General features: G+C 59.6%; 24 protein-coding genes. 12 read left to right on the top strand and 12 right to left on the bottom strand.

Annotated features, from left to right (window positions below):
- Positions 1-12: 12 nt before the first annotated feature.
- A complete protein-coding gene (locus JFT85_RS15490) occupies positions 13-303 on the bottom strand; it encodes a DUF2782 domain-containing protein (protein WP_053253671.1) in 291 nt (96 codons plus the stop codon).
- Positions 304-377: 74 nt separating this feature from the next.
- On the opposite strand from JFT85_RS15490, the gene polA reads away from it, so the two are divergent.
- Positions 378-3,173, top strand: a complete 2,796-nt coding sequence (polA, locus tag JFT85_RS15485; protein WP_053253672.1) for a DNA polymerase I — start codon at positions 378-380, stop codon at positions 3,171-3,173.
- A gap of 269 nt (positions 3,174-3,442) precedes the next feature.
- Here polA and yihA read toward each other — a convergent pair whose 3' ends face one another.
- On the bottom strand, positions 3,443-4,084 hold the full coding sequence (yihA, locus tag JFT85_RS15480) for a ribosome biogenesis GTP-binding protein YihA/YsxC (RefSeq protein WP_053253673.1): 642 nt from the start codon (positions 4,082-4,084) through the stop codon (positions 3,443-3,445).
- Positions 4,085-4,276: 192 nt separating this feature from the next.
- On the opposite strand from yihA, the gene JFT85_RS15475 reads away from it, so the two are divergent.
- The 6 genes from JFT85_RS15475 (at position 4,277) to JFT85_RS15450 (ending at position 9,850) form a co-directional block, all read left to right on the top strand.
- Complete coding sequence (locus tag JFT85_RS15475) at positions 4,277-4,579, top strand: c-type cytochrome (protein WP_053253674.1); 303 nt, start codon at positions 4,277-4,279, stop codon at positions 4,577-4,579.
- Positions 4,580-4,612: 33 nt separating this feature from the next.
- Positions 4,613-5,218, top strand: a complete 606-nt coding sequence (locus JFT85_RS15470; protein WP_069551807.1) for a c-type cytochrome — start codon at positions 4,613-4,615, stop codon at positions 5,216-5,218.
- A 169-nt stretch (positions 5,219-5,387) separates the two neighbouring features.
- Positions 5,388-6,023: a thiol:disulfide interchange protein DsbA/DsbL gene (locus tag JFT85_RS15465; protein ID WP_053253676.1), complete on the top strand. Its 636-nt coding sequence runs from the start codon at positions 5,388-5,390 to the stop codon at positions 6,021-6,023.
- A gap of 10 nt (positions 6,024-6,033) precedes the next feature.
- Entirely contained in the window at positions 6,034-6,912 is an 879-nt protein-coding gene (locus JFT85_RS15460; protein WP_053253677.1) for an endonuclease/exonuclease/phosphatase family protein, read from the top strand.
- Positions 6,909-8,975 (top strand): GGDEF domain-containing protein, encoded by a 2,067-nt coding sequence (locus tag JFT85_RS15455; RefSeq protein WP_169876348.1) that lies wholly within the window; start codon positions 6,909-6,911, stop codon positions 8,973-8,975. Before JFT85_RS15460 ends, JFT85_RS15455 begins: the two co-directional genes overlap by 4 nt.
- Before the next feature lie 98 nt (positions 8,976-9,073).
- Positions 9,074-9,850 (top strand): N-acetylmuramoyl-L-alanine amidase, encoded by a 777-nt coding sequence (locus JFT85_RS15450; RefSeq protein WP_053253679.1) that lies wholly within the window; start codon positions 9,074-9,076, stop codon positions 9,848-9,850.
- Positions 9,851-10,023: 173 nt separating this feature from the next.
- Here JFT85_RS15450 and JFT85_RS15445 read toward each other — a convergent pair whose 3' ends face one another.
- Positions 10,024-11,811 (bottom strand): ATP-binding protein, encoded by a 1,788-nt coding sequence (locus JFT85_RS15445; protein ID WP_073638251.1) that lies wholly within the window; start codon positions 11,809-11,811, stop codon positions 10,024-10,026.
- A 10-nt stretch (positions 11,812-11,821) separates the two neighbouring features.
- The gene (gene algB, locus JFT85_RS15440) at positions 11,822-13,168 is read right to left on the bottom strand and encodes a sigma-54-dependent response regulator transcription factor AlgB (RefSeq protein WP_053253681.1); all 1,347 of its coding nucleotides are present in this window, start codon (positions 13,166-13,168) and stop codon (positions 11,822-11,824) included.
- Positions 13,169-13,558: 390 nt separating this feature from the next.
- Between algB and JFT85_RS15435 the strand changes: the two genes are divergently transcribed.
- From JFT85_RS15435 to JFT85_RS15415, 5 genes are all read left to right on the top strand, one after another.
- Positions 13,559-13,846, top strand: coding sequence for a hypothetical protein (locus tag JFT85_RS15435; protein WP_201230089.1), 288 nt, complete (start codon positions 13,559-13,561; stop codon positions 13,844-13,846).
- Positions 13,847-13,923: 77 nt separating this feature from the next.
- Positions 13,924-14,088, top strand: coding sequence for a DUF1328 domain-containing protein (locus JFT85_RS15430; protein ID WP_003170804.1), 165 nt, complete (start codon positions 13,924-13,926; stop codon positions 14,086-14,088).
- Between the two features lie 2 nt (positions 14,089-14,090).
- Positions 14,091-14,558: an inhibitor of vertebrate lysozyme family protein gene (locus JFT85_RS15425; protein WP_201230087.1), complete on the top strand. Its 468-nt coding sequence runs from the start codon at positions 14,091-14,093 to the stop codon at positions 14,556-14,558.
- 730 nt (positions 14,559-15,288) lie between these two features.
- Positions 15,289-16,620, top strand: a complete 1,332-nt coding sequence (gltP, locus tag JFT85_RS15420; protein WP_053253684.1) for a glutamate/aspartate:proton symporter GltP — start codon at positions 15,289-15,291, stop codon at positions 16,618-16,620.
- 96 nt (positions 16,621-16,716) lie between these two features.
- On the top strand, positions 16,717-17,946 hold the full coding sequence (locus JFT85_RS15415) for a nucleoside recognition domain-containing protein (RefSeq protein WP_053253685.1): 1,230 nt from the start codon (positions 16,717-16,719) through the stop codon (positions 17,944-17,946).
- A gap of 92 nt (positions 17,947-18,038) precedes the next feature.
- Here JFT85_RS15415 and JFT85_RS15410 read toward each other — a convergent pair whose 3' ends face one another.
- The 8 genes from JFT85_RS15410 to JFT85_RS15375 all read right to left on the bottom strand — a co-directional run bounded on the left by JFT85_RS15410 (position 18,039) and on the right by JFT85_RS15375 (position 26,881).
- Complete coding sequence (locus JFT85_RS15410; protein WP_201230085.1) at positions 18,039-18,650, bottom strand: ABC-type transport auxiliary lipoprotein family protein; 612 nt, start codon at positions 18,648-18,650, stop codon at positions 18,039-18,041.
- A complete protein-coding gene (locus JFT85_RS15405) occupies positions 18,647-19,585 on the bottom strand; it encodes an MlaD family protein (RefSeq protein ID WP_053253687.1) in 939 nt (312 codons plus the stop codon). The genes JFT85_RS15410 and JFT85_RS15405 overlap by 4 nt, the downstream gene beginning before the upstream one ends.
- Position 19,586: 1 nt before the next feature.
- Positions 19,587-20,390, bottom strand: coding sequence for an ABC transporter ATP-binding protein (locus JFT85_RS15400; RefSeq protein ID WP_053253688.1), 804 nt, complete (start codon positions 20,388-20,390; stop codon positions 19,587-19,589).
- Positions 20,387-21,535: an ABC transporter permease gene (locus JFT85_RS15395; protein ID WP_053253689.1), complete on the bottom strand. Its 1,149-nt coding sequence runs from the start codon at positions 21,533-21,535 to the stop codon at positions 20,387-20,389. The genes JFT85_RS15400 and JFT85_RS15395 overlap by 4 nt, the downstream gene beginning before the upstream one ends.
- Positions 21,536-21,589: 54 nt before the next feature.
- Positions 21,590-22,621 carry a DUF5924 family protein gene (locus JFT85_RS15390; RefSeq protein WP_053253690.1) on the bottom strand — a complete coding sequence of 344 codons (1,032 nt, stop codon included), beginning with the start codon at positions 22,619-22,621 and terminating at the stop codon, positions 21,590-21,592.
- A 70-nt stretch (positions 22,622-22,691) separates the two neighbouring features.
- Positions 22,692-24,074 (bottom strand): M16 family metallopeptidase, encoded by a 1,383-nt coding sequence (locus tag JFT85_RS15385; RefSeq protein ID WP_053253691.1) that lies wholly within the window; start codon positions 24,072-24,074, stop codon positions 22,692-22,694.
- A 169-nt stretch (positions 24,075-24,243) separates the two neighbouring features.
- The gene (locus JFT85_RS15380) at positions 24,244-25,902 is read right to left on the bottom strand and encodes a Na/Pi cotransporter family protein (RefSeq protein ID WP_201230083.1); all 1,659 of its coding nucleotides are present in this window, start codon (positions 25,900-25,902) and stop codon (positions 24,244-24,246) included.
- A gap of 211 nt (positions 25,903-26,113) precedes the next feature.
- Entirely contained in the window at positions 26,114-26,881 is a 768-nt protein-coding gene (locus JFT85_RS15375) for a TerC family protein (protein WP_053253693.1), read from the bottom strand.
- Positions 26,882-26,902 lie beyond the last annotated feature (21 nt).

Raw genomic sequence — 26,902 nt, 5'->3', positions numbered from 1 at the left:
TAAGTTAAGAAATCATTTCCATTCGAAGATCTTCCATGACGGGATCAGCATATCCGGTTGGTCAGAACGGATGAAATTCGCATCGGTTCCGTCCGCGCGCACCAGGAAATACGGCGGAAAGCCTTTCTGGGTCACCTTGATCGCGTACAGGAAGCCATTTTGGCGGTATTCCTGAATGGTCTTGTCGCCTTCCGTGCGAATGGTGACTTCCGGGTCGCCTGAAGGCGCACTGTCTGCCGCCATGGCCACCATCGGAGTGAGTGCAATCAAGCCGGTCAACAACAAGCGATTTACTGTACGCATGATAACCTTGTCCCTTTGTCGTCATTGGTCCGGCTATTCTAGCGCCTGACCCGCCGAAAAGGTTGATCCTGCTCATGAGCCAAGCCCCCCTCGTCCTGGTGGACGGTTCGTCTTACCTGTACCGCGCCTTTCACGCGCTGCCACCGCTGACTACGTCCAAAGGCCTGCCGACCGGTGCGGTCAAGGGCGTGTTGAACATGCTCAAAAGCCTGCGCAAGCAGTACCCGGACAGCCCGTTCGCGGTCGTTTTCGACGCCAAGGGTGGGACCTTTCGCGATGACATGTACGCTGAATACAAGGCTAACCGCCCCAGCATGCCTGATGACATGCGCCTGCAGATCGAGCCGCTGCACCAAAGCGTGATCGCGCTGGGCTTCCCGCTGCTGTGCGTTGAAGGCGTCGAGGCCGATGACGTGATCGGCACCCTGGCCCGCAGCAGTGCGGCCGCCGACCGGCCGGTGGTGATTTCCACGGGCGACAAGGACATGGCGCAACTGGTCGACGGGCACATTACCTTGGTCAACACCATGACCGGTAGCGCGATGGACATCGAGGGCGTGAAGGAGAAATTCGGTGTCGCTCCCGAGCAGATCATCGATTACCTGGCGTTGATGGGCGATTCCTCCGACAACATCCCGGGCGTTCCGGGCATTGGTCCGAAGACTGCTTCCGGCCTGTTGGTGGGCGTGAACGGCGGCCTCAAAGAGCTTTATGAGCAGTTGGATATTGTGCCGACCCTGCCGATTCGGGGCGCCAAGAACCTGCCGGCCAAGCTGGAAGAGCATAAGGAAATGGCGTTCCTGTCCTATCAGCTGGCGACGATCAAGATTGACGTGCCGCTGGACGTGGGCCTGGATGATTTGCACCTGATCGAACCGGATCGCGAAAAGCTGCTGGAGCTGTACACGCTGCTGGAGTTCAAGAGCTGGTTCGATGAGATTCAGCGCGACGCCAAGCGTGTCGAGTTGAAGGCCTCGGCGCAAGCTGCTCCGGCCACCGAAGAAGCGGTTGAGGTGATTGCCTCCGCGCCCGTGGAGACGTCCTACACCACTGTCCTCGACCAAGCGACATTCGACCGTTGGCTGAAGAAGCTCAATGACGCGAAGTTGTTCGCGTTTGACACGGAAACCACTGGGATTGACGCCCAACAGGCGCAGTTGGTCGGGGTTTCCTTTGCCGTGCAGCCTCACGAAGCGGCCTACATACCGCTGACCCACTCTTATATCGGTGCGCCGCAGCAGCTGGATCGTGACACCGTGTTGCTGGCCCTCAAGCCATTGCTGGAAGACCCGACCAAGCTCAAGGTTGGCCAGCACGCCAAGTTCGACATGAACATCCTGGCCAACTGTGCCATCGGTGGTGACTTTGAACAGGGCATTACCGTGCGCGGTATCGCCTTCGACACCATGCTCGAATCCTATGTGCTGAACTCCACCGCCACCCGGCACGACATGGACAGCCTGGCGAAGAAGTATCTGGACTACGACACCGTCAGCTTCCAGGACATCGCCGGCAAGGGCGCCAAGCAGCTGACGTTCGACCAGATCCCGCTTGAGCAAGCCGGCCCTTACGCGGCCGAAGATGCCGACGTGACGCTGCGTCTGCATCAGGCACTGCACGCACAACTCGCGGCCATCCCGAGCCTGGCCAGTGTGCTGACCGATATCGAAATACCTTTGGTGCCGGTGTTGGCGCGTATTGAGCGCCAGGGTGCGCTGGTGGATAAGGACCTGTTGGGTATCCAGAGCATCGAGCTGGGCAACAAGATGGTGGAGCTGGAACGCCAGGCGTTCGAGATCGCCGGTGAGGCGTTCAACCTGGGCTCGCCCAAGCAGCTCGGAGCCATTCTCTACGAGAAGCTGGGCCTGCCGGTCCTGAAAAAGACCGGCAAGGGGCAGGCGTCCACGGCCGAAGAAGTGCTGGCCAAGTTGGCCGAAGATGACTTCCTGTTGCCCAAGGTGCTGATGCAGTACCGCAGCATGAGCAAATTGAAAAGCACCTACACCGACCGCCTGCCGGAGCAGATCAACCCGCGCACCGGGCGCATTCACACGTCCTATCATCAGGCTGTGGCAGCTACCGGGCGCTTGTCGTCCAGCGACCCGAACCTGCAGAACATCCCGGTGCGCACCGCCGAAGGGCGGCGGATCCGCCAGGCGTTTATCGCGCCCAAGGGCTACAAGCTGCTGGCGGCGGACTATTCGCAGATCGAGCTGCGGATCATGGCGCACTTGTCCAAGGACGAGGGCTTGATGAATGCGTTTCGCAATGACTTGGACGTGCACACCGCTACGGCGGCCGAGGTGTTCAAGGTTGAATTGTCTGAGGTCACGTCCAATCAGCGCCGCAGTGCCAAGGCGATTAACTTTGGCCTGATCTACGGCATGGGCGCGCAGAAGTTGGGCAAAGATATTGGCGTCGATACCAAGACTGCCAAGGCGTACATCGATGTGTACTTCGCGCGCTACCCAGGTGTTCGCGAGTACATGGAGCGCACGCGTGCCCAGGCGGCTGATCAAGGCTATGTAGAAACCTTCTTCGGGCGTCGGCTGTATTTGCCGGATATCAATTCCAATAAGCCTCAGGAACGAGCGGCGGCCGAGCGCACGGCAATCAACGCGCCCATGCAGGGCACGGCGGCAGACATCATCAAGAAAGCCATGGTGTTGGTGGATAACTGGCTGACTGAATCGGGCCTGGATGCCAAGGTCATCCTGCAGGTGCACGATGAACTGGTGCTCGAGGTGCGTGAGGACCTGGTGGCGCAAGTCAGCGAGAAGATCCGCGAGCACATGAGCGCGGCGGCTCAGTTGGACGTGCCACTGGTGGTGGATGTGGGTGTGGGCGATAACTGGGACGAGGCGCACTGATTTTGCGGCTCTGCCACTTGCGAGGGCGGTGGCAGAGTGCTTTAGATCAAAAATCGCCGCCGGCTATTTCCAATAGTTTTTTGAACCTGCCGGAACTTAACCCGTGAATTGCTACTCAGAGTTACTGAATGGGTGGTGAAGCCCTTCAATGCTCCTATGTTGTGTTAAGTGTTGGCAGATATCTGGACCCCGCCCTAGCGGTCCGGAACTTGAACCCCGAACTTCCCCTCCCCATACGAAGTCCGGGGTTTTTTTTGCCCGCAGAAAAGTTATTCCGCGATTTCAGTGCCCTTGTCGGCCAATTCCATCCAGCCTGCCAGCACGGTGTAGGCGTCTTCCAGGCCCATCCGCTTCGGTGCAGAGAACAGCTGGATGGTGATCGCATCACCCCAGCCTTTGCGAATGTCGGACTGCACTTTGAGCAGGGTGTTCTTGGCGGCACCGTAGGTCAGCTTGTCGGCCTTGGTCAGCAGGATGTGCATCGGCATGCCGCTGGCGACAGCCCAATCAAGCATCAGCAGGTCGAAGTCGGTCATTGGATGACGGATGTCCATCATCAGAATCAACCCTTTCAAACTCTCCCGGCCACCCAGGTAAGCCTCCAGGTGACGCTGCCAGTGCAGCTTCAGCGGGATAGGTACTTTTGCATATCCGTAGCCCGGCAGGTCGACCAGACGCCGATCATCGTCTAGCTTGAAGAAATTGAGAAGTTGCGTGCGGCCCGGGGTTTTCGAGGTGCGCGCCAGGCTGGCGTGAGTCAGGGTGTTCAGTGCGCTGGATTTGCCAGCGTTGGAACGACCGGCAAAGGCGACTTCAAAGCCTTCGTCATCGGGGCATTGGTCAACTTTGGCGGCGCTGAGCATGAATGTGGACTGTTGGCACAGACCGAGGATGGGATTCTTGAGTTGCATGAGATTTCCGATGTGGGCGGTGCCGAAAAAGGGTGCGGCAAGCGGTGTCGTTTCCGTTTCAGTAGCGCCAGTATATAATGCCGCAGATTTTGTGTGTGCTTTGTCCCAGCGAAGGATGAAGTTCACGGGAGCGAAAGACCTTCATTGCGCATTAGAACGCAAAACGCTCTCAAACCCTGAAAAGGTCGATGTATGACCCGATGGTTGCTCGCTTTTGGTGTCCTGGTTCCGCTTTACGGCGCTCAGGCTACACAGGATCCGGAGGCGGTGTACAACCGAGTTTGCGTGGCTTGCCATGCCGGCCAACTGCCCAACGCCCCCAAACGGGGTGATCAGGTAGCTTGGGCGCCCAGACTGGCGCAAGGTATGGACACGCTGGTGCAACACGTGACCCAGGGTTTCAAGGCAATGCCGCCGCGTGGTTTGTGCATGGACTGCAGTACTGAGGATTACCAGGCCATCATTGAGTTGATGGTGAGTAAACCCGGTAGATAACTCTTAAACCCTTAGCCGTAGTTGGATTAGCTGATGAACAAACTGATCGTGAGTCTGCTGTTGACCTTGGGCATCACCGGTGTTGCCCATGCTGCAGGCGACGCTACAGCGGGCCAGGCGAAAGCCGCCGTGTGTGGTGCTTGCCACGGACCGGACGGCAATAGCCCGGCGCCAAACTTCCCTAAACTGGCAGGCCAGGGTGAACGTTACCTGACCAAGCAGATGCACGACATCAAGGACGGCAAGCGCACGGTGCTCGAAATGACCGGCTTGCTGACTAATCTCAGCGATCAGGACCTGGCAGACATCGCTGCGTATTTTGCCAGCCAGAGAGGCAGTGTGGGAGCTGCCGATCCAAAGCTGGTGGCTCACGGCGAAGAACTGTTCCGGGGTGGAAACCTGGAAAAAGGCATGCCTTCCTGCCTCGGTTGCCATTCGCCTAACGGCGCCGGCCTTGCTGCTGCCGGTTTCCCGCACCTGAGCGGCCAGCATGCCCAGTACATCACCAAGCAACTGACGGACTTCCGTGAGGGTAATCGCACCAACGATGGCGATACCAAAATTATGCAAAGTATTGCCGGCAAGTTGAGCAACAAGGATATCGAAGCGGTTTCCCAGTATATCCAGGGCCTGCACTGATTCAGGCGGTACGTTAACGCTCGATTAATCCGTCGATGCAAGCATAAAAAGGGTGGCTTAGGCCGCCCTTTTTTGTGGCCGGTGCCGTTACACTAACGAACTCATGCCCGCGCAGACCTGTCACACCTAAAGGTCGCGTGAGGCGACTTTATTTGTCCAGGAGTAAAGCATGCGTAATCTGATCCTCAGCGCCGCTCTCGTCACTGCCAGTCTTTTCGGCATGACCGCACAAGCTGCCGACGTGCCGCTTGAAGCCGGTAAAACCTACGTAGAACTGGCCAACCCGGTCCCCGTTTCGGAGCCTGGCAAGATCGAAGTGGTGGAGCTGTTCTGGTATGGCTGCCCGCATTGCTACGCCTTTGAGCCGACCATCAATCCGTGGGCTGAGAAACTCCCGGCCGACGTGAACTTCAAGCGTATCCCTGCGCTGTTCGGTGGCCCATGGGATGCCCATGGTCAGCTCTTCATCACCCTGGACACCATGGGCGTTGAGCACAAGGTTCATAACGCCGTCTTCAACGCTATCCAAAAAGAAGGCAAGCGTCTGACCAAGCCGGAAGACATGGCTGATTTCGTTGCTACCCAAGGCGTCGACAAAGCCAAGTTCCTCGAAACCTTCAACTCGTTCGCCGTCAAGGGCAAAATGGCTCAATACAAAGAGCTGGCCCAGAAGTATGGCGTGCAAGGCGTACCGACCATGATCGTCAACGGTAAATACCGTTTCGACCTGGGCACGACCGGTGGTCCTGAGCAGACTCTCAATGTTGCCGACCAACTGATCGCCAAAGAGCGCGCAGCCAAGTAAGGGGCCTACCATGCGCCGCTGGGGTACTGAACGTGTGGTTGGCCTGCATGATCCGCAGGTCAACGAACATCATCTGGAGTCCACGGGCCTGCCGGCAGACAGCCGCTTGCGCCTGCTCAGCTTCAATATCCAGGTGGGCATCAGCACCGAGAAGTACCGGCACTACCTCACCCGGGGCTGGCAGCACCTGCTGCCGCACACCGGGCGGGCCGTTAACCTGCAAAAAATCGGCAACCTGCTGAACGACTTCGATTTGGTCGCCCTGCAGGAAGCTGATGGCGGCAGCATGCGCTCTGGCTACATCAACCAAGTGGAACACCTGGCTCAACTCGGCGCGTTCCCCTACTGGTATCAGCAACTCAACCGCAACCTGGGGCGTCTGGCGCAGCACAGCAATGGCGTGCTCAGTCGCTTGAAACCCACCGCCATCGAAGATCACCCCTTGCCAGGTCCCAAGGGGCGTGGGGCGATCCTCGTGCGATTCGGCGAAGGCCCGGAAGCCTTGGTGGTGGTCATGATGCACCTGGCGCTCGGGGGGCGTGCGCGCAACCTGCAGCTTGCCTATGTGCGTGAAATGATTAGCAACTATAAGCACCAGGTACTGATGGGTGACATGAATACCCATGCCAACGACCTGTTGCAGAATTCCCCGTTGCGCGACCTCGGGTTACTGGCGCCGCAAGTCGAAGCCACGTTTCCCAGTTGGCGCCCGCAGCGCTGCCTGGACCATATCCTGCTTAGCCCGACCCTTACGCTCGAAAGCGTGCAGGTGTTGGCGCAGCCCATCTCCGATCACCTGCCGGTCGCGGTAGAGATTCGTCTGCCGGGTTCGCTCACGGCTGATGCATTACCCGCGTTGAGCCCCGGCCCTCGCGGACCCCTTGCATGAGCGACGACGCCCAGCGCTGGAAAGAGAAATACCTGAAAAGTGTCGAGCAGCAAGACAAGCTCGAACGTCGCTGGGCCGCCCGCCTTGACCTGTTACGGCGAGGGCTGGTGCGTAGCACGCTGGCGGCTGAAGGGACCGACCGCGCGGTTGATCAATGCATGAAAGAGATGCGCGACGTGGTGCGTACGGACGACATGGACGCCGCTCTCGCCGCCTTGTTGCCTCGCCTGGAAAAAGCCGTGCTCGACTCGGAGCAGCGCCGCGAAACCCGGGTCGACCAGATCAGCACTGCGCTCACCGCGCTGGTCGTGCAATTGCAGAAGTTGCCACTGCCGCGTGAGGTGGCCCGCCCGTTGAAAACCTTCGCCAAGCAGCTGGACGGCCGGGTCGGGCAGGCGCGTGAGATCCCGCTGTTGCTCAGTGAGCTGAGCAGCCTGCAAGAGCAGGCGTTGAGTAACCTGGAGCCGGATGGCGAAACCACGCGCACTGGGCCGGGCCTGCTGCAACGTCTGTTTGGCGCGAAAGAGGTTTCGAATGAAGTGCCGGTGGCCCAATCGACGCCACTGCCTGTACCGGCGCTGGCTGCGCCGAAACCCGTCCCCGCCGCGCCCAAGCCCGAGCCTCAGGAGCCCGCGCAATCCGAAGAGCTGACACACGCCTTGCGCGCCTTTGCGCCGTTGCCGCAGACCCCGGTCGAGGCACAGCCTGAGCCGATCACGCCGGTGCAAGCTACAGAGGTCGCCGCCGAAACGTTTGTCTTTGAGGCCCCGGCGCCAGCGGCGCCGATCGCTACGCCCACCACTGCGCCTGCCGCGACGTCTGAACCCGAGGCAGAGGAAACCGTTCCCGAGAGCGCCCTCGCTGCGTTTATCGAGGTCCCGCAGGCTGAGGTGGCTACGCCGGATGAAACCGCCATCGGCAGCCTGTCGCTACCTCCTGTGATGGAAAGCCCCGAGCCCGACCCGGATATGCTGCAATCGGACGGCGTTTACGCGCTGCCCGATTCGCCCGAGCCGTCTTATAGTTCGGTCGCCAGCCATATCGAAGGCACCTTGCTCGGCTTGCTGGATGATCTGTCGCTGCCCGAGCGCCACCGGCCCCAAGCCGAAGCCATGCGCGAACGCCTGGCCCACGGCTTGAACTGGTACGAATTGCTGCCGATCCTTGATGACCTTGCAGTGCTGATGCTGGCGATCACCGACAGCGGCCAGCACGAGTTCGAAGCCTACCTCAAGCAGCTCAACGAGCGCCTCGAGGCATTCCAGGGTCATCTGCAGGTGGCCAGTGACGGCCACGCCGACAGCCGTTCGGCCGCGCGGGAACTGGATACACAGATCCGTGAGCAGGTCGACGGCCTGCAAAGCAGTGTGCAGGAAGCGGCTGACCTGGACAGCCTCAAGCAGGTGCTGGAAAGCCATCTTGAAGGCCTGCTCGGCACTATGGATGAACACCAGCAGCAGCGTGACCAGCGCGAGCAGGAGGTAGCGGCGCGGCTGAAGGGCTTGGCTGAACGTGTCGCAAACATGGAAAAGGAAGCCCAGGGTTACCGCGAGCATTTGGAGGTACAACGCCAGAAGGCCTTGATCGACCCGCTCACCGGCCTGCCCAATCGTGCGGCGTGGAGTGAGCGTCTGGATCATGAAGTGAATACCTGGCACCAGCGCGGCAATAGCTTGTCCCTGGCCATGCTGGATCTGGACCACTTCAAGCGGATCAACGATGGCTACGGTCACCTGGCCGGTGACAAGGTGCTGAAAATCATCGCCAACGTGTTGCGCAAATACCTGCGCCCCAACGACTTTATCGCGCGCTTTGGCGGTGAGGAGTTTGTGTTGCTGATGCCTGACTCCGCCTTGGAGGAGGCCTTGGCCGTGGGTGAAGGGCTGCGTGCAGCGATTGAAGCGTGCCCGTTCCACTTCAAGGGCGAGCCGGTGACGATCACGATGTCCATGGGCCTGGCGCAGTTTCAGCCAGGTGAGCGCAGTGACTTGGCGCTCAAGCGCGCCGATGAGGCGTTATACCGGGCCAAGGCTGCCGGGCGTAACCGGGTACAGGCGGCCTGAAAAATGTTCCATTTTGTTTAAAAGCCCGGATTTGACCGCCGAGCCTCAAACGTTACGTTACACTATTGCATTATCGTCTTCAGTGTAATGCCTTTGCCATGAAATCCTTGTACGTCGCTTTTGTGTTTTTGCTCCTCGCCGGCTGCGCCAGCGGCCCGCGCCTGGACACCAATCACCCTTCGATGAACCACGATAACCGCGTGCAGTTCGTCATTGTTCATTACACCTCTACCGGCCTTGAACGCTCCCTGGCGCTGTTGACGCACGGCCAGGTCAGCAGCCATTACCTGATCGGCGACGACGCTTCAGGCACCATCTTCAAACTGGTGGATGAGAGCCAGCGTGCCTGGCACGCCGGGGAAAGCGAGTGGATGGGCCGCACCTGGCTCAACTCCAGCTCCATTGGCATCGAGATCGTCAACCCAGGGTATCGCGACACGCCAACGGGCCGTGTGTGGTACCCATACTCCGAAGCACAGGTGCAGTCGCTGGTGGTGTTGCTCAAGGACATCAGCAAGCGCAATGGCATCAACCCCCGGAATATCATCGGTCACAGCGACATCGCGCCGCTGCGCAAGCTCGATCCGGGCCCCCTGTTCCCGTGGAAGCGTTTAGCCGCTGAAGGTTTGGGGATGTGGCCGGATGCACAGGCAGTCGCCCGATTCCAGCAGCAATACAGCGCTGCCCTGCCGAGTATTACCTGGTTCCAGGAAGAGCTGGCACGACTCGGCTACCAAACGCCGCAGACGGGTGAGCTGGATGTAGCCACACGGCATGTGATCGCGGCCTTCCAGATGCACTTCCGTCCATCACTGTTCGATGGCACGCCGGATGCCGAAAGTGCTGCGATCCTGCGCGCGTTGAACCGCAGCTAAGCGTGTATCGCAAGGGTTGGCTTGCGAAAGCGGAATGTCCGGCGGCAGCAATGTTGGCTTTGAAAGCGCCTTCGCGAGCAAACCCGCTCTCGGGTTTTCACCTGTGCGTCGGTAGTTTGATGGGGGGGCTTTCAGGTCCTTGTCGCTGTGACAAGGCAACCCGAGCAGTCAGATTACAGCGGCAGCGCCATGTAGAACTGCGTGCCTTGCCCCGGCCGCGAATACACGCCCATGCGGCCGCCGTGCAATTGCACGATCTCTTTGCAAAGAGCCAACCCCAGGCCGGCGCCGCCTTTCTTGCGGCCCACCTGGACGAAGGGTTCGAAGATCCGCCCTTGTTGGCCGTAAGCAATACCTTCGCCGTTATCTTCGACGCTGATAATTACCCGCTCGCCATGACGGCGTGCCTGGAGACGAATCTGGCCGCCTTGCGCGGTGTGCCGCAACGCGTTGCCTAATAGGTTATCGAGCACGCGCTCCAACTGCGCCTGGTCGGCATACAGCCTGGGCAACTCTGCTTGGGCCTCCACCAATAACTCGATGTTCTGTGCATTCGCTGGCTCAGTGAATCGGGCCCGTGCGTGCTCCAGCAGGTCGGTGACATTACACGGCCCGAGCGTGAGCTTTTGCAGGCCATTCTGGTAGCGTGAAAAGTTGAGCAGGTCATTGATCAGCTGCATCAAGCGCTGCATTTCTTCATTGACCGTATCCAGCAGGTCCGCTTCACGCGAGTCCGCAGGGAACTTTGCCCGCTCACGGAACAGCCCGAAGGCCATGTGCATGCCGGTCACCGGTGTGCGTAACTCGTGGGAAGCGCGCAACACAAATTCGCTACGCACCCGTTCGAAAGCGCGTTGTTCTGTGACGTCATGCAGCACCATCACCGCGCCCAGAATATGCCCTTGGGTATGGCTGACGGGCGTCAGGCTGTAGGTCAGCAGGCGTAATTCGCCTTCGACTTCCACTTCCAGGTCTTCCGGCGCGCGCTCCAGGTTGCCGCCACGCAGTACCAACTGAAGTTGTTCATCCATTTCCGGGCGGCCCAGTGCTTCGCCCAGGCCCTGGCCTAAACGCGCCTCGTCCCAGCCCAGTTGGCGCTGCGCCACTGGGTTGAGGTGTTCCAGGCGGCCCTGGCGGTCGATCATCAGCAAGCCATCGTCGATGCTGTCGAGCACCGCTTGCAGGCGCTGCTGGCCGGCCAGCAATTCGTCGACATTGGTCGCCTGATGCTGGCGCAGCGCTTCGGCCATGATGCCAAAGCGACGCGTCAGTTGATTCATTTCCGCTGCCGACGAGAGGGGCAGCGTCACTTCGAAATCACCCTGCCCGATCTTGTCAGCGGCTTTGGCCAAGGCTTCGATCGGCCCGCCAAACCGCCGTGCGATGCCGTGTGCAGTGACGAAGCCGATGATCAGTACCGCGAGGCCAACCAACCCTAAAAGGCCGGCAATCAGCAATGCTCGGTCTCGCGATTTGTATTCGCTGGTGTTGATATTCTCCAGCGCTTGTTTGTGTTCGGCGATCAGGCCATTGCGCAATGCATTGAAGGTTTCGGTCAGTTTCTGGTTTTTATTGTTCGCCAGCGAGCTTTGCTGGGCCTCGTCAAACGCCTTGAGGAAGTTCAGGTAGTCGGCACGTGCCTGGGCGAAGCCGCTGAGTCTGCCGTCTTGCTGTTCGTGGGCGATACCTTGATCCAGCAGGGCGAAATATTGCTCTTTGGAGGTTTGCAGGGCTGCGGGGTCCGGTCGATCCTCCAGCATCAGGATCAACTGATCGCCCAAGCTCTGGCGCAGCTTGAGGCCCAGGTCCAGGGTGATGAAGTTGCTGCGAATCAGCGACTCCTGGCTCTTGGCCATTTGCATGACGCTGACCAGTCCCAGAATCAGTCCCAGCAGGGCGACGGTAATCAGCGCTGAGATACTCAGGAATAACCGAGTGCGCAGTTTCATCGCAAGCTTCATAAAGTACAGCTCATAAATTGTACTGTTTGCGTTTGCGATAAAGGGTCGATGCGTCGATGCCGAGGGTGCGTGCCGCTTGATCCAACGTGTCGCTGGTGGCGAGTACTGCACCGATATGCGCTTTCTCCAGCTCATCCAGGCTCAGTGCTGCGCCGATGCGCGGGGCATTGTTGGTCGGTTGTTCGGCCATCCCGAGGTGGCTGATTTCAACCTTTTCCTGTGGGCAGATGATGCTGGCGCGTTCCACCACGTTCCGCAGTTCGCGGATATTGCCTGGCCATCGGTAGTTGAGCAGCGCTTCACGCGCGCTGTCGCTGAAACCGCGTGCCGGTCGGGCGTATTCCTTGACGAAGCGTGCCAGGAAGCGGTCGGCAAGGGTCAGGATGTCCTCACTGCGTTCACGCAGCGGCGGCAGGTGCAAGGTGATGACATTGAGGCGGTAGAGCAAGTCTTCCCGGAAGCGGCCGTCGCGCACCATGTCTTCCAAGTTCAGGTTGGTGGCCGCCAGGATGCGCACATCGGCGCGCCGGGTGACCGGGTCGCCTACGCGCTCATATTCCTTGTCTTGGATAAAACGCAGCAATTTGGGTTGCAAAGTGAGGGGGAAGTCGCCGATTTCGTCGAGAAACAGCGTGCCACCGTCGGCCTGGTTGACGCGGCCCAATGTGCTCTCACTGGCACCGGTAAACGCGCCGCGGCTGTGGCCGAACAATTCGCTTTCCATCAGTTCCGCGGTCAGTGACGGGCAGTTGATGGTCACGCAGGATTTTTTCGAACGTTTGCTCCAGCCGTGAATGGCCCGCGCCAACTCGCCTTTACCGGTGCCGGACTCGCCCAGAATCAGGATATTGGCGTCAGTCCCGGCAACTTGGCGTGCGGTTTCCAGTACCACCATCATCGCCGGGCTGTGGGAGTCGAGCCCGTCCTTGGGCTGGCGTACTTCGCCTTCCAGCGCTTCCAGGCGGGCGGACAGTTGGCGCACTTCCAACTGCTTGGCGGTGGCCAGCCGTAATTGGTCAGGGCTGCACGGTTTGACCAGGTAGTCGGCGGCGCCGGCCTGGATCGCATCGACTGCGGTGTCTACGGCGGAATGCGCGGTAACAATGACCACGCGCATCCACGGCGCCTGGATACGCATCTGCGCCAATACATCCAGGCCGTTATCTTCGCCCAGGCGCAAATCCAGGAAGCACAGGTCAAACACCTGGCGTTGCATCAGGGCATCGGCTTGGGCGGCGCTGTTGGCGGTCGCTACGTTGTAGCCTTCATCTTCCAGGCAGTAGCGGAAGGTGCGAAGGATCGCGGATTCGTCATCCACTAAAAGAATGCGGCCTTGAAGTTCCTTGGCTGATTCCATCTGTCCCGCGCTCCTTAACGATAAATGATGCTGATTAGTCCCGGAATAATCGGGCAAGTTGCATGGTTTATTCTGATTGATAAACGGCGTCCGCGCGCAGGTATCTTCACGCTCTCCTACAAACACGCCGTTTGATAGCGTTTTCATCCCTTCTTGCCACTTCGGCAACTCAACTGCTGCTTTCGATCCGTTGATCCGACCATTGGCCGTCGTGCATTTCGCACGGCCTGGACAGAGGCATCGTGCAGGATGCTGGCCTCTATAACCGTCGCGCATTCATAACATGCTGATTTTATTGGGATTTATTTTGTAAAAAATCTGGCATGCACCCTGCAATACCTCTCCTGACAGCGTCATGAACGAATAACCAGAATGCGGGAGAAATGCAGCATGACTCGCCAAAGCCTCAGCAGCCAATTGCGTGTATCGCCAGTGCGTTTGCAGCAAGGTCTGTTCGCCAGCCTGGCCTTGATGGTCACGTTGATCGCCGGCCAGCAGTTGCAGCATTGGCAACAGAGTCAGCAACAAACCCCGCAGTTTGAACGCCCGCTCATGACCCAGACCCATTTCCGTTCCGTTGGCAGCGCTCCCGCCGACGTAACCGCCCCGCAATTGAGAGTGGCTGACCAGGATTCCACCCTGGGTGAATTGCCAACTCAGGAGCGTTGGGTGTTCTAGGCAACAAAACGTCGCTGAGTTGAGCGGCTGCACCGCACTACCGCTGTTACCCCTATAAAAGCGTAAGGAGAATCACCATGTTGAGTTGGGCAATCACATTTCTGATCATCGCCATTGTGGCTGCAGTCCTGGGCTTCGGCGGCATCGCGGGCACTGCCACGGGTATCGCAAAAATTCTGTTTGTGGTCTTCCTGGTGATGTTCATCGCTTCGTTCTTCTTTGGTCGTCGCGGCCGAGGCTGAAAATGACCACTTTGTCTCTCAAAGCGCTAGCTGCCGCCCTGCTCTTGGGCGGTAGCGGCCTGGTAATGGCCGCCAATGACGGTCAGACCCGGGCCAACGAACTGCTCAGCTCCGATCCACAGTTTCGTGAGACCTGGCAAGGCGTTGTGAAGAAAGAAGAGCGGCTGCCGGAATGGGTGATGAACCTCTCCGGTACGGCCGAACAAATGAATGCCGTGGAAGAAGATGGCGACAAGTACTTGGTCGGGCCGCTCTGCGAGACAGCAGACACGTGCCTGAACAAGCGTCTGGTCGTTGCCTTCAGCTACAGCAAGAAACATGCCTACGCCATGTTGGTACAGGTCCCGGCAGGTCTGCCGGCAGACAAGTCACCGACGCGGCACGCTGACTACCGTTTCCTCGGTAAGCCGGACGAAGGCATGCAGAAGCTGCTGATGGAGCAGCTCAAGAAAGATCCGAATTGGTACTAGGTTCCGTCTGACGCATCTGCCGTCTACGGAGCCGGCGTCCATGGAAAGAGGCCACTTTGCTTCCTTCCACTTGCACCGCTCGCCAAAGGCGGTGCTTGACCAGGGGGCCGGGTTGCTCTGATCAATCGAGATCGGCGTGACCTACGGGTACAGGGAGTGCCTGCGCAAGGGCCGGGTCAGGTGAAAAGCTGCGACGCAAGTTCACAAGTCCTCAAGCTTGCTGAACTTGCGGCGGGCTTATGACTCTCATTGCCCATCTTGTATGTCGTCTATAGCCGTTATTTTCTTTTGTGCTTCCGCTCAACCATTACTTGGTGTGTCGGAGCGACCTTCTATCTAGAAAATTTTCCGCACGCTATAGGACTTCTCCGACGCCAAGCTCATCAAATCCCAGGCATTTCTGCCAGTGACCTGAGGTCGTCCAACATCTCTGAGCGAGCCTGTATTGGCCGGTTAACGGCATATTCACCTGCTGAATTGGCGTATTTGAACTGACCGTTCGGACAGTTATTTTCATAAAAAGCCATGCCGATTCGGCATAGGGTAGGCGTTTACGGCATTAGACGTCGCTCCCTTGCATGGGAATAGTTGCGCCTTTTTTCGCCTGCCAGTAAGCCATTTCGGCCACGCTGCGGTGACCTTCTACGGAGGCAGATGCACACACTTTTTCGCTTCCGAGCGTTCCAGATGGCGCATCCGCCTTAAGTCCACTTGAAGTAAGGGTAATGACATGAAGAAGGCAAAGCTAAGCCTCGCCTGGCAGATCCTCATCGGTTTGGTATTGGGGATCGCAATCGGTGCAGTGCTCAACCATTTCAGTGCTGAAAAAGCCTGGTGGATCAGCAATGTGTTGCAGCCAGCGGGCGATATCTTTATCCGTCTGATCAAGATGATCGTGATCCCGATTGTGATTTCCTCGTTGATCGTGGGCATCGCCGGTGTGGGGGACGCGAAGAAGCTCGGCCGAATCGGTGTCAAAACCATCCTTTACTTCGAAGTGGTCACCACCATCGCCATTGTGGTCGGCCTGCTGCTTGCCAACCTGTTCCACCCGGGCGCTGGCATCGATATGAGTACCCTGGGTACCGTCGACATCTCCAAATACACCGCCACCGCCGCCGAAGTGCAGCATGAGCATGCGTTCATCGAGACGATCCTCAACCTGATCCCGTCGAACATTTTCGCGGCGGTCGCACGCGGCGATATGTTGCCGATCATCTTCTTCTCGGTGCTGTTCGGCCTGGGCTTGTCGAGCCTCAAGCCTGAGCTGCGCGAGCCGCTGGTGACCATGTTCCAGGGCGTGTCGGAGAGCATGTTCAAAGTCACCCACATGATCATGAAGTACGCCCCTATCGGTGTCTTTGCCCTGATCGCGGTGACCGTTGCCAATTTCGGCTTCGCTTCCTTGCTGCCGCTGGCCAAGCTGGTGATCCTGGTTTACGTGGCCATCCTGTTCTTCGCCTTTGCGGTACTGGGCCTGATCGCACGCCTGTTTGGCTTCTCGATCCTCAAGTTGATGCGTATCTTCAAGGACGAATTGGTACTGGCCTACTCGACCGCCAGCTCGGAAACCGTGCTGCCTCGGGTGATCGAGAAGATGGAGGCGTACGGTGCGCCAAAGGCCATCTGCAGCTTCGTGGTGCCGACCGGCTACTCGTTTAACCTCGACGGTTCGACCCTGTACCAGAGCATTGCTGCAATCTTTATCGCCCAGCTGTATGGCATCGACCTGTCGATCGGCCAGCAACTGATGCTGGTGCTGACCCTGATGGTCACCTCCAAAGGTATCGCCGGCGTGCCGGGCGTGTCCTTCGTGGTGCTGCTGGCCACATTGGGCAGCGTGGGCATTCCGCTGGAAGGCTTGGCGTTCATCGCCGGTGTCGACCGTGTGATGGACATGGCACGTACCGCACTGAACGTGATCGGCAATGCCTTGGCCGTACTCGTCATCTCCCGTTGGGAAGGCATGTACGACGACGCCAAGGGCGAGCGCTACTGGAATTCCCTGCCGCACTGGCGCAGTAAAGAAGCGCTGCCGGCCGGCGAGGCCAGCCGCGGCTGATGCGCGAGTGATGTGAAACAAACCCCGGGAAATCCGGGGTTTGTCGTTTCTGCCAGCCCCGTTATCATTCGCTCCATCTTTCGGGGGATTCAACTGATGCTCAATGGCCTGTGGCTTGGCTTCTTTGTCGTGGCAATGGTGTCAGCACTGGTGCAGTGGCTGGTTGGCGGTAATGCCGGGATTTTTGCGGCGATGGTCGAAAGTATTTTCGCCATGGCCAAATTGTCAGTGGAAGTGATGGTGCTGCTGTTCGGCACCCTGACCTTATGGCTGGGCTTTTTACGCATCGCCGAAAAGGCCGGGATCGTCGATTGGCTGGCCAAGGCGCTCGGGCCGCTGTTTCGCCGGCTGATGCCGGAAGTGCCCGCCGGCCATCCCGCTATCGGCTTGATCACCCTCAACTTCGCCGCCAACGGTCTGGGCCTGGACAACGCCGCGACGCCTATCGGCCTGAAAGCCATGAAGGCGTTGCAGGAACTCAACCCCATCCCGAACGTTGCGAGCAACGCGCAGATTCTGTTCCTGGTGCTTAACGCCTCTTCGCTGACGCTGTTGCCGGTGACGATCTTCATGTACCGCGCCCAGCAAGGTGCCGCGGACCCGACGTTGGTGTTCCTGCCGATCCTGCTGGCGACCAGTGCCTCGACCCTGGTCGGCCTGCTCTCGGTGGCCGTGATGCAACGCTTGCGCCTGTGGGACCCGGTGGTGCTGGCCTACCTGATTCCCGGTGCACTGGTGTTGGGCGGTTTTATGGCGCTGCTGGCGACCCTGTCCGCCACGGCCCTGGCCGGCCTTTCTTCGATACTCGGTAACCTCACGCTGTTTGGGTTGATCATGCTGTTCCTGGTGATCGGCGCGCTGCGCAAGGTGAAGGTTTATGAGGCATTTGTCGAAGGTGCCAAAGAGGGCTTCGACGTTGCCAAGAACCTGCTGCCGTACCTGGTGGCGATGCTGTGTGCCGTGGGTGTGTTGCGCGCCTCCGGGGCGTTGGACTTCGGCCTGGAGGGCATTCGCCATGTGGTGGCCTGGAGCGGCATGGACACGCGTTTTGTCGACGCGCTGCCGACGGCGATGGTCAAGCCGTTTTCCGGCAGTGCCGCACGCGCGCTGTTGATCGAGACCATGCAAACCAAGGGCGTAGACAGCTTCCCTGCGCTGGTGGCAGCAACCATTCAGGGCAGCACGGAAACCACCTTTTATGTGTTGGCGGTGTACTTCGGTTCGGTAGGAATACAGCGGGCGCGGCATGCGGTAGGGTGTGCGTTGCTGGCGGAGTTTGCCGGCGTCGTGGCGGCGATTGCGGTGTGCTACTGGTTCTTTGGTTAAGGCTTGAATAGCTATCGCGAGCAAGCCCGCTTCCAATTTTGAACGATGAATACATTCAAAATGTGGGAACGGGCTTGCTCGCGAAGAGGCCGTCAGCGTTTCTCAACGGCATTGCCCTGCTGCACCACCCAATCCACCACCTGCTTATTCAGCTGATCCCCGGCCTGCCCAAACGCGGCGACCACCGCCGGCACCTTGGTATCGCCCGCAGCCTGCCTCACCTCAAACCGACGGCTGGCAATAATCCGCTGATCACTTGCGCGCACCAACCGTGCGTCAAGTCGAATCACCACGTCCACCTGATTGCCCCGGTATTCACTCTGGAAAGCCTGCAACTGGCCGCCCAGCTCATAGTCGGCCTGCAGGTTGGTCTCGTCGGTGCTCAGTAGCGTTACCCGCCCATCGCGCTGGAAACCGTCCATGAACCGATTGCGCAGCAGCACCGGGCTCGGGTCGCTCCAGCGTGAGTTCGCGTAGCTGCTGATCAGGTCGCCGTTGGGCACCACGGCAATGCGCGGGCTGTCGAGAAACTCGCTGCTCTGGGGCTTTGACACACGCAGTGACCAACTGACCGGCGTGCCTTGGGTGCTGGTGTGTGCTGAAGCCAGGCGGTAGACATCCGACGGGTCCGGCTTGGGCAAGATCGAGCACGCGCTGATCAGGGCCAGGGCCAGAGGGGCGATCATTTGGTAAGCACGCTTCATGGCGTGAACTCCTTGTTCTTGTCGCTGCCCAGCAGGTAACCACTGGGGTTGGCTTCGAGGCGGCGGGAGATGGCGCGCAGCGAACCCAAGGTTTCGCGCAGTTCGCGCACGGCGGGCGCCAATTCGTTGAGGCCCTGCATGCCGCTGTTCACCGAGTCCTTGTTGTTGGTCAGCAAGGTGTTGATGGTCGCGGTGCTTTGCTCCAGGGATTTCATTGCCTGTTCGGCGCTGCCGAAGGCCTGTTTGCCTTGCTCGTTGAGCAGGCCGTTGGCATTGCGCATCAGCACAGTGGTTTGCTCCAGTGCCGCAGTCGCCTGTTTGCTGACTTGCATCAGCTGCTGCATCACCACCTTGATATCGCCGCGCTGTTCGGCGATGGCGCCGGTGGTCTGCTGCAGGTTGTCCAGCGTATTGCTCAGGCGCTCGACGTTCTCCCGGGAGAACATGTGGTTGGCGTTGTGCAGCAGCAGGTTGATGCTGGTCATCAGGTCGTTGCTGTTATTGAGCAGGCGTGCGATCGGCGATGGTGACGCGATGATTTCCGGCAGGTTGCCGTCCTTGCCCTTGAGTTCAGGACTTTGCGGGGTACCGCCGCTGAGCTGGATGATCGAAGTGCCGGTAATACCGGTCAGTGCCAGTTTGGCCTGGGTGTCTTCCTTGATCGGCGTTTGCCCGGCCAGGCGGATACGTGCGAGCACACGGCGCGGGTCTTTCGGGTCCAGGCGCAGGCTGGTGACATCGCCTACCTTGATCCCGCTGTATTGCACCGAGCTGCCCTGGGACAGGCCGCTGACCGCCTCGTTGAACACCACCTCGTATTCCTGGAAGGCGCTGTCCACGCTGGACTTGGCCAGCCACAGGCCGAACAGCATGGCGCCAACCACTACGATCACGCTGAACAGACCGATCATCACATGATGGGCTCGGGTTTCCATGTCATACCTCGTTGAACGATTGAGCGGCAGTCAATGCCGCGCGGCCTCGGGGGCCGTGGAAATACTCGTGAATCCACGCGTCGTCCGTTTCCGAGACAACATCGATGGCGCCGGCCACCAGCACTTTCTTCTGCGCCAGCACGGCGACGCGGTCGGTGATGGTGTACAGCGTGTCGAGGTCGTGGGTGACCAGGAACACGCTCAGGCCCAGCGCATCACGCAGGGTCAGGATCAGTTGGTCGAACTGCGCCGCGCCAATCGGATCGAGGCCGGCGGTGGGTTCATCGAGGAACAGGATGTCCGGGTCCAACGCCAAGGCGCGTGCCAATGCCGCGCGCTTGATCATGCCGCCGGAGAGTGACGCCGGGTACTTGTCGGCAGCCGAAAGAGGCAGCCCGGCCAACGCCAGTTTGACCGCGGCCAGGTGCTCGGCGTCGGCACGGCTGAGGCCCGCGTGCTCAATCAATGGCAGGGCGACGTTTTCGGTCACAGTCAGTGAAGAAAACAGCGCGCCCTTCTGAAACAGCACGCCAAAGCGCCGTTCCACCAGCGAGCGTTCATGTTCCGGCAGGCTCGGCAGGTTCTTGCCGAACACCCGCACGTCGCCTTCGCTGGGGCGGCGCAAGCCGACGATGCTGCGCAACAGCACGGACTTGCCGCTGCCGGAGCCGCCGACCACTGCGAGGATCTCGCCTTTATACAAATCCAGATCGAGGTTCTCGTGCACGCTCTGGCTGCCAAAGCGGTTGCACAGGCCGCGCACTTCGATCACCGCCTCGGAGGGCGCACGGCGTAGACGACTCACCAGCCCATCTCCATGAAGAACAGCGCGGCGACCGCATCCAGCACAATGACCACAAAGATCGATTGCACCACGCTGGAGGTGGTGTGGGCGCCGACCGACTCGGCACTGCCGCTGACTTTGAAGCCTTCGAGGCAGCCGATCGCCGCGATCAGGAAGGCGAAGAAGGGGGCTTTCACCATGCCGACCAGGAAATGCTGTACGCCGATGTCCGATTGCAACAGCGAGAGAAACATTGCCGGCGAAATATCCAGCGTGACGGCGCACACCACGCCGCCGCCGATAATCCCCGAGAGCATTGCCAGGAAGGTCAGCATCGGCAGCGACACCAGCAGCGCCATTACGCGCGGCAGAACCAGCAACTCCATCGGGTCCAGGCCCAGGGTACGGATGGCGTCGATTTCTTCGTTGGCTTTCATTGAGCCGATTTGCGCTGTAAAGGCGCTGGCGGTGCGCCCGGCGATCAGGATGGCGGTGAGCAATACACCAAATTCACGCAGGAAAGAGAACGCCACCAAGTCCACGGTGAAAATGGTCGCGCCGAAACTCTTGAGCACCGTGGCGCCGAGAAACGCGACGACCGCGCCAACCAGAAACGTCAGCAGTGCCACGATGGGCGCGGCGTCGAGGCCGGTTTGTTCGATATGCGCGACCATGGGCGTGATACGCCAGCGCTTGGGGCGGAAAATGCTGCGGGCGAAGGTTTCGAGGATCACCCCGATAAAGCCCAGCAGCTGATTACTGTCCTGCCAGACGGTGTCAACCGCACGGCCGATGCGTGTCAGCACCTGGATGCCGGCGGTTTCCTCGGGGGCCTTGTCCGGCACACAAAAGTCATTCAGGGAGCGGTAGACGGTCTTGAGCAACGCGCGGTCGGGGGCGGACAGGCTGCAGTCGGTTTGCTCGGCAGATTGCTCGATGCGGTCGGGGCCCAGCAACTCGACCAACAGCGACGCGCCGGCAGTGTCCAGGGCGCCGAGGCCATTGAGGTCAATGCGGGCACCGGCGTCGTATTGGCCATCGAGTTTGTCCGACAGCTTCTTCAGGTTTGCATAGTGGGCAAGCGTCCAGTCCCCTGTAATCCTGAGTAACGGGGGAACGGTAGACGAATCGAGGTGGGCTGCGCCGGCCGTCGTACGAGTGGTCATAAGCTCCGAGCTTGTTTGGCTATCCACAATCCCTACGTAATAGCACGATCCGGCCTACTTTGGCGTGTCCGTTTGTGCTGTGTCAGTGACTTTGAAGCGCAGTACGCCGATGACCTGCCCGTCTTCCGTCAGCACCCGCACCTGCCAGCGCCCAACCGCATCGGCCGGGAAATTCTGTTTGTGGGTCCAGGCGCGGTAGCCTTCCTTGCGCCCACCGTGGATATCCAGGGCGATGCGGTCGACCTCTTGGCCGTTGAATTTCCACACATGGTAAATCCGCTCATCCAGCCCGCGCGGGGCGTTGATCGCGGTATAGGCGTACAGCCCGCCGCTGCGCAGTTGGGCGGCGCTGACTTCCTTGAGGTCGTCGCCTGGCGTGCGGTCTTGCAACTGGGTGCTGATCGCGACTTCGGTCATCCACAACGTGGCCGGCGGTACCCAGCTGCGCAGGAACCAGCCGGCGCAACCAATGGCGGCGGTGACTCCCAGCAGCATCGCCCAGCCTTTGATACTGCGCAGCGGCAGGCTTGTGGCCAGGCTCGGGATCGATAATGCCATGGCGACGCCCAGCGCGAGCTTGTAACTTTCGGCGGTGGTCAGGTGCAGGATAATCGGCAGCGCGGTGAGCAGCGCTGCGAACAGGGTCAGGGTGTGCAGCGCCAGGAACAATGAGCGCTTGGGAGCCAGCCATTTGTAGTACAGCGGGTCGGTAATCGACACAAGCGCCGCCGCACCGAGCAGGCCAGTGAAAATCGATTGGCCACTGTTCCAGGTGGTTGTGATGAAAAAAAACGGTAATACAAAAAACAGACTTTCCTGGTGGATCATCTGGGTGGCATAGCGCAGCAGCGGTTCCGGGATTTCCCGCTTGAAGACTTTGGCGAACAGCTGGGTAAAGCTGTTTTCCAGCATCAGCCACAGCCAGCTCACCAGCATAATCACGGCGATCCAGCTGGCCATGCCTTGCTGGCGATCCACCAGAATGAAGCTGGACACACCCGAGATAAAACCGCCGAGTGCGATCACCCCTGGGTAGCGCTTGATCAGTACGAGGATGCGCTGGATGAGGGGCGGCAGGTTTGGCATGGGCAGTTCACAGTGTATGTAGGAAAAAACCCCGACAGAATAACGTCTTAGTCCTGGGCTCGGTGCTTCATTACGCGATCCGTTTGCGATAAAGACGAACGCCGATCAACCCGCTGGCAATCAGCCCAAGCGCACCGACGCCGATCCAGGCCAGGGTGTCATAGCTGAGCAGCGGTTTTTCCACGCGCCAATAGCCCGGTTGGTCGAACACCTGGCGCATGGCCTGGTTGGTCTGTGCCAGGGTCACGGCCTTGATCCGCTTCGCCGGGTCACTGAAATGGCCGTCGTTGTAGTCGCCGGAGGCACTCCAGTAATAGTCGGCCAGGGCGCTGTTGCCTTGCACTGCCCAGGCTTGGCGGGCGATGGCAGCTTGCTGCAGGCGGGCGAATGTCGCCGGGTCGAGGCCGTCTTTAAGCAGGTGCGCCTTGAGGTTTTGCAGCACCTGTTCGGCTTCAGGCAGCTTGTCTCGCTCAAGGTCGGCATTCAGGCTCAGGAAACCAACGCCGCCGAGCACTTCACGCTCGCTCCATGGGCCGTAGGACAAACCGTGCTTGAGGCGCAGTTGACGGTAGAGCGCCCAGTCCAGGTAGTCCTTGAGCAAGTCGTAGGTTTCATCATGTTGGTCGTCGAGTACCGGTTCCGGGAACAGCCAGTGCAGCTTGGCGCTGTCACCGACCCAGCCGTGGACGAGATCACGGTAGCTGGCGGCGGCATGTTGGATTTCCGGTAGCGGCAAATGCTCGCTCGGCTCGACCGGGTCGAGTTGGCCATAGGTGCGCTCCAGGTAGGCCGGCAGCAGTTTGTCGAGGTCGCCGACGATAATCAGGGTCATGTTGTTGGGCGCGTACCAATGCTTGCGCAGGGACTCCAATTGATCGCGGGTCAGGTGGTCGACTTGCGCACGTTCGGCGCATTTGAGCCCCAGTTCGACGGCCAGTTGGTTGCTGGCGGTGTGGCCAAGGTCCTGGCGGTCGAGCAGGCGTTGCAGGTGTGAGTAGTGGCCGCCATCTTCGCGTTCGACCACCTGCTTGGCTGCGTTGATGTTGGCATCGGTCAGTTCAGTGCGGGTGACGATTGCCAGCAGCAAGTCGAGTACCTTGCGTTGGTTCTGCGCGGGCGCTTCGATCACAAAGGTCGTGTCGGCGTTGCTGGTGTAGGCGTTCCACTCACCGCCGAGGGCTTGCATGCGGTCTTCCAGGTCGCCTTCACCGCCGCCGTCGATGCCGCTGAACAACAGGTGTTCGAGCAGGTGCGGCAACTCCTTTTCTTCACAACGGAAGTCATCCAGGCCTACGCCTACGACCAGGCGGATAGCCACGTGCCCGCGCTCGGTGCCCGGTTTGAGCAGTAATTGCAGGCCGTTGGGCAGGGTGTAACCCTCGACTTGCAGACGATCAAAGGCAAAGGCGTGTGCAGAGCCCCACAGCAGGCAGGCGAATAACAGGCGACGCATAACAAGCTTCCTGGCGAATGACTGTGGGAGCGGGCTTGCTCGTGAAGGCGGTGGTTCAGTCGGCTGAATCGTAGACTGACACACGGCTTTTTTCGCGAGTAAGCCCGCTCCCACATTGCCGGTTTGGTTTTAAGTCCATTTTTTACTGACTGTGCAGTCGCCCGTACGTTCAGGGCGAATGGGTGATGTCAGCAATATCTTCAGCGGAGAGTGCGCCGGTATCGGAGGTTTCGAGCACCACATAGGCGCTGCTGCAGAACAGTGAGTTGAGACGTTTCATGTCGGCAATCAGCTCCAGATGCAAGGAGCTGGTCTCCAGGCTCTGTACGATTTTGCGTTGCAGACGGCTGACGTGAGCATGCGCCAGGCGGCGTTCCTGGGCGCGAAAGCGGCGCTTCTCGCGCAGCAATTGGCGGGCGCTTTCGGGGTCGGCGCTGAGGAACACCGACAGGCCCAGGCGCAGGTTGGCAATCAACTGTGTATGCAGGCCGGCCAGTTCTTCCAGGCCCACTTCAGAAAACTGGCGACGCTGTGACGTTTTCTGCTGCTGGACCTTGCGCAGCATGCGCTCGATCAGGTCGCCAGCCAGTTTCAGGTTGATTGATAGCTCGATGATCTCGGCCCAACGGCGGCTGTCTTGTTCACTGAGGTCTTCGCGGGGCATTTGCGCGAGGTAGAGCTTGATCGCGCTGTAGAGTGCCTCGACGTCATCGCTGAGGCTGCGCATTTCCTGGGTAATAGCCGTTTGCTTGCCGCGCAGCACTTCGAGCATGGCGGTGAGCATGTTGTCGATCAGGTCGCCCAAACGCAGGGTTTCGCGGGCGGCGTTGGCCAACGCAAGGCTTGGCGTGGCAAGTGAGGCCAAGTCCAGGTGGCGCGGCTTGGCTTTGCCGTTGACCTCTGCTTGTTCCGGCAGTAACCAGGCGCACAGGCGTGCCATCGGGCTGATGCTCGGCAGCAGGATCAGGCAGCGGATGGTGTTGTAGAGCACATGGAAGGTGATGACCATGCCTTGGGCGCTGAAGTCCAGACCGTCCATCCAGCGCACGAGCGGGTCGAGTACGGGGATGATCAGCAGCAGGCCGATCAGTTTGTACAGCAGGCTGCCCAGCGCGACCTGGCGACCGGCGGCGTTTTGCATGCTGGTGCTGAGGAAGGCCAGCACGCCACTGCCGATGTTGGCGCCGATCACCAGGCCGATGGCCACGTGCAGGCCGATCACTCCGGCGCCGGCCAACGTTGCCGTCAGCAATACGGCGGCCAGGCTGGAGTAGGAAATCATTGCGAACAACGCGCCGACCAAGGCGTCCAGCAAGATGTCGCCAGTCAGCGAGGCGAAGATGACTTTGACGCCTTGGGCATGGGTAATCGGCCCGGCGGCTTCGACGATCAGTTGCAGGGCGAGAATGATCAGGCCCAGGCCGATCCCGACCCGTCCCATCTGGCCCGCTCGCGTCTGTTTGCGCGACAGGAAGAAAATCACCCCCAGAAAGATCAGCAGCGGTGACAGCCAGGACAAGTCGAAGGTCAGCACCCGCGCCATCAATGCCGTACCGACGTCGGCGCCAAGCATGGTCGCAAGCGCGGGCGTGAGGCCCATCAGGCCCTGGCCGACAAACGAGGTCACCAGCATTGCCGTGGCGTTGCTGCTCTGCACCATGGCCGTCACCAGAATACCGGCGACGAAAGCCAGCCAGCGCTTGGACATGTTCTGCCCGATGACTTGGCGCAAGTTGGAACCGTAAACCCGCAAGATGCCGGTACGGACAATGTGCGTGCCCCAGATAAGCAGGGTCACGGCGGAAAGCAGATTGAGCAAGGTCAGCATGCTCGGCCCCCCGTGTAGGTGCGCCCAATTGGGGCGAAGGAAAGTTGCCGCGTGCCGTTCTACGTCTTGTACTTAAGCTGTAGTTGGCGGATGCGCTCTGCGCCAGCATCGCATAGCTAAAGAAGGTATTGAAACAAAACTGTCATGAAATCAGCTTTTTGCGGATGAAAAAAAGGGGGCTTATAGAAGCCCCTTTTTGTCTGGCTCGGGTTTATTGACCCGGAATGTCCTTGCGCAGTTTCACCGGGTCCTGTTGTTTCTTCTTCTTCGCAATCGAGGTGCGCATCTTGATGTTGACCGCTTCCACCGCCAGCGAGAACGCCATGGCGAAGTAGACGTAGCCTTTTGGCACGTGTACGCCGAAGGATTCGGCGATGAGCACGGTACCCACTACGAGCAGGAACGACAGCGCGAGCATTTTCAGCGACGGGTGCTTGTCGATGAATTCGCTGATGGTGCCGGCAGCCAGCATCATCACCAGTACGGCGACGATGATCGCGGCGACCATGACGGGTACATGGGAAACCATGCCCACCGCGGTGATGACCGAGTCCAGGGAAAACACGATGTCGATGATCGCGATCTGGATGATGGTGTAGATGAACTTGCCACCGGCGCCCTTCGGCTCATCGTGGGTTTCGTCTTCACCTTCCAGTGCGTGATACATCTCCTGGGAGCTTTTCCACAGCAGGAACAGGCCGCCGAAGAACAGAATCAGGTCGCGCCCGGAAATGCCTTGGCCGAAGACCACGAACAGGTCGGCGGTCAATTGCATGACCCACGTAATCGACAGCAGCAACAGGATTCGCGTCACCATGGCCAGGGCCAGGCCGAAGATCCGGGTGCGCGCCTGCATATGCTTGGGCATGCGGCTGACCAGGATCGAAATCATGATGATGTTATCGATGCCCAGGACGATCTCGAGGGCCGTCAGGGTGAAGAAGGCAATCCAGATTTCCGGATTGGTCAGCCATTCCATGTGTATTCCTTTGAGCTAGTG

It is taken from the genome of Pseudomonas sp. TH04, from assembly GCF_016651355.1.
Lineage (GTDB): Bacteria > Pseudomonadota > Gammaproteobacteria > Pseudomonadales > Pseudomonadaceae > Aquipseudomonas > Aquipseudomonas fluorescens.
The sequence above is the reverse complement of the archived record's forward strand: the minus strand, read 5'-3'. Positions and strand labels throughout refer to the sequence as shown.

What these genes read in the sequence shown, in the direction of transcription:
- JFT85_RS15490 (WP_053253671.1), bottom strand. Translation starts at nt 303, where the DNA reads ATGCGTACAGTAAATCGCTTGTTGTTGACCGGCTTGATTGCACTCACT.
- polA (WP_053253672.1), top strand. Translation starts at nt 378, where the DNA reads ATGAGCCAAGCCCCCCTCGTCCTGGTGGACGGTTCGTCTTACCTGTAC.
- yihA (WP_053253673.1), bottom strand. Translation starts at nt 4,084, where the DNA reads ATGCAACTCAAGAATCCCATCCTCGGTCTGTGCCAACAGTCCACATTC.
- JFT85_RS15475 (WP_053253674.1), top strand. Translation starts at nt 4,277, where the DNA reads ATGACCCGATGGTTGCTCGCTTTTGGTGTCCTGGTTCCGCTTTACGGC.
- JFT85_RS15470 (WP_069551807.1), top strand. Translation starts at nt 4,613, where the DNA reads ATGAACAAACTGATCGTGAGTCTGCTGTTGACCTTGGGCATCACCGGT.
- JFT85_RS15465 (WP_053253676.1), top strand. Translation starts at nt 5,388, where the DNA reads ATGCGTAATCTGATCCTCAGCGCCGCTCTCGTCACTGCCAGTCTTTTC.
- JFT85_RS15460 (WP_053253677.1), top strand. Translation starts at nt 6,034, where the DNA reads ATGCGCCGCTGGGGTACTGAACGTGTGGTTGGCCTGCATGATCCGCAG.
- JFT85_RS15455 (WP_169876348.1), top strand. Translation starts at nt 6,909, where the DNA reads ATGAGCGACGACGCCCAGCGCTGGAAAGAGAAATACCTGAAAAGTGTC.
- JFT85_RS15450 (WP_053253679.1), top strand. Translation starts at nt 9,074, where the DNA reads ATGAAATCCTTGTACGTCGCTTTTGTGTTTTTGCTCCTCGCCGGCTGC.
- JFT85_RS15445 (WP_073638251.1), bottom strand. Translation starts at nt 11,811, where the DNA reads ATGAAGCTTGCGATGAAACTGCGCACTCGGTTATTCCTGAGTATCTCA.
- algB (WP_053253681.1), bottom strand. Translation starts at nt 13,168, where the DNA reads ATGGAATCAGCCAAGGAACTTCAAGGCCGCATTCTTTTAGTGGATGAC.
- JFT85_RS15435 (WP_201230089.1), top strand. Translation starts at nt 13,559, where the DNA reads ATGACTCGCCAAAGCCTCAGCAGCCAATTGCGTGTATCGCCAGTGCGT.
- JFT85_RS15430 (WP_003170804.1), top strand. Translation starts at nt 13,924, where the DNA reads ATGTTGAGTTGGGCAATCACATTTCTGATCATCGCCATTGTGGCTGCA.
- JFT85_RS15425 (WP_201230087.1), top strand. Translation starts at nt 14,091, where the DNA reads ATGACCACTTTGTCTCTCAAAGCGCTAGCTGCCGCCCTGCTCTTGGGC.
- gltP (WP_053253684.1), top strand. Translation starts at nt 15,289, where the DNA reads ATGAAGAAGGCAAAGCTAAGCCTCGCCTGGCAGATCCTCATCGGTTTG.
- JFT85_RS15415 (WP_053253685.1), top strand. Translation starts at nt 16,717, where the DNA reads ATGCTCAATGGCCTGTGGCTTGGCTTCTTTGTCGTGGCAATGGTGTCA.
- JFT85_RS15410 (WP_201230085.1), bottom strand. Translation starts at nt 18,650, where the DNA reads ATGAAGCGTGCTTACCAAATGATCGCCCCTCTGGCCCTGGCCCTGATC.
- JFT85_RS15405 (WP_053253687.1), bottom strand. Translation starts at nt 19,585, where the DNA reads ATGGAAACCCGAGCCCATCATGTGATGATCGGTCTGTTCAGCGTGATC.
- JFT85_RS15395 (WP_053253689.1), bottom strand. Translation starts at nt 21,535, where the DNA reads ATGACCACTCGTACGACGGCCGGCGCAGCCCACCTCGATTCGTCTACC.
- JFT85_RS15390 (WP_053253690.1), bottom strand. Translation starts at nt 22,621, where the DNA reads ATGCCAAACCTGCCGCCCCTCATCCAGCGCATCCTCGTACTGATCAAG.
- JFT85_RS15385 (WP_053253691.1), bottom strand. Translation starts at nt 24,074, where the DNA reads ATGCGTCGCCTGTTATTCGCCTGCCTGCTGTGGGGCTCTGCACACGCC.
- JFT85_RS15380 (WP_201230083.1), bottom strand. Translation starts at nt 25,902, where the DNA reads ATGCTGACCTTGCTCAATCTGCTTTCCGCCGTGACCCTGCTTATCTGG.
- JFT85_RS15375 (WP_053253693.1), bottom strand. Translation starts at nt 26,881, where the DNA reads ATGGAATGGCTGACCAATCCGGAAATCTGGATTGCCTTCTTCACCCTG.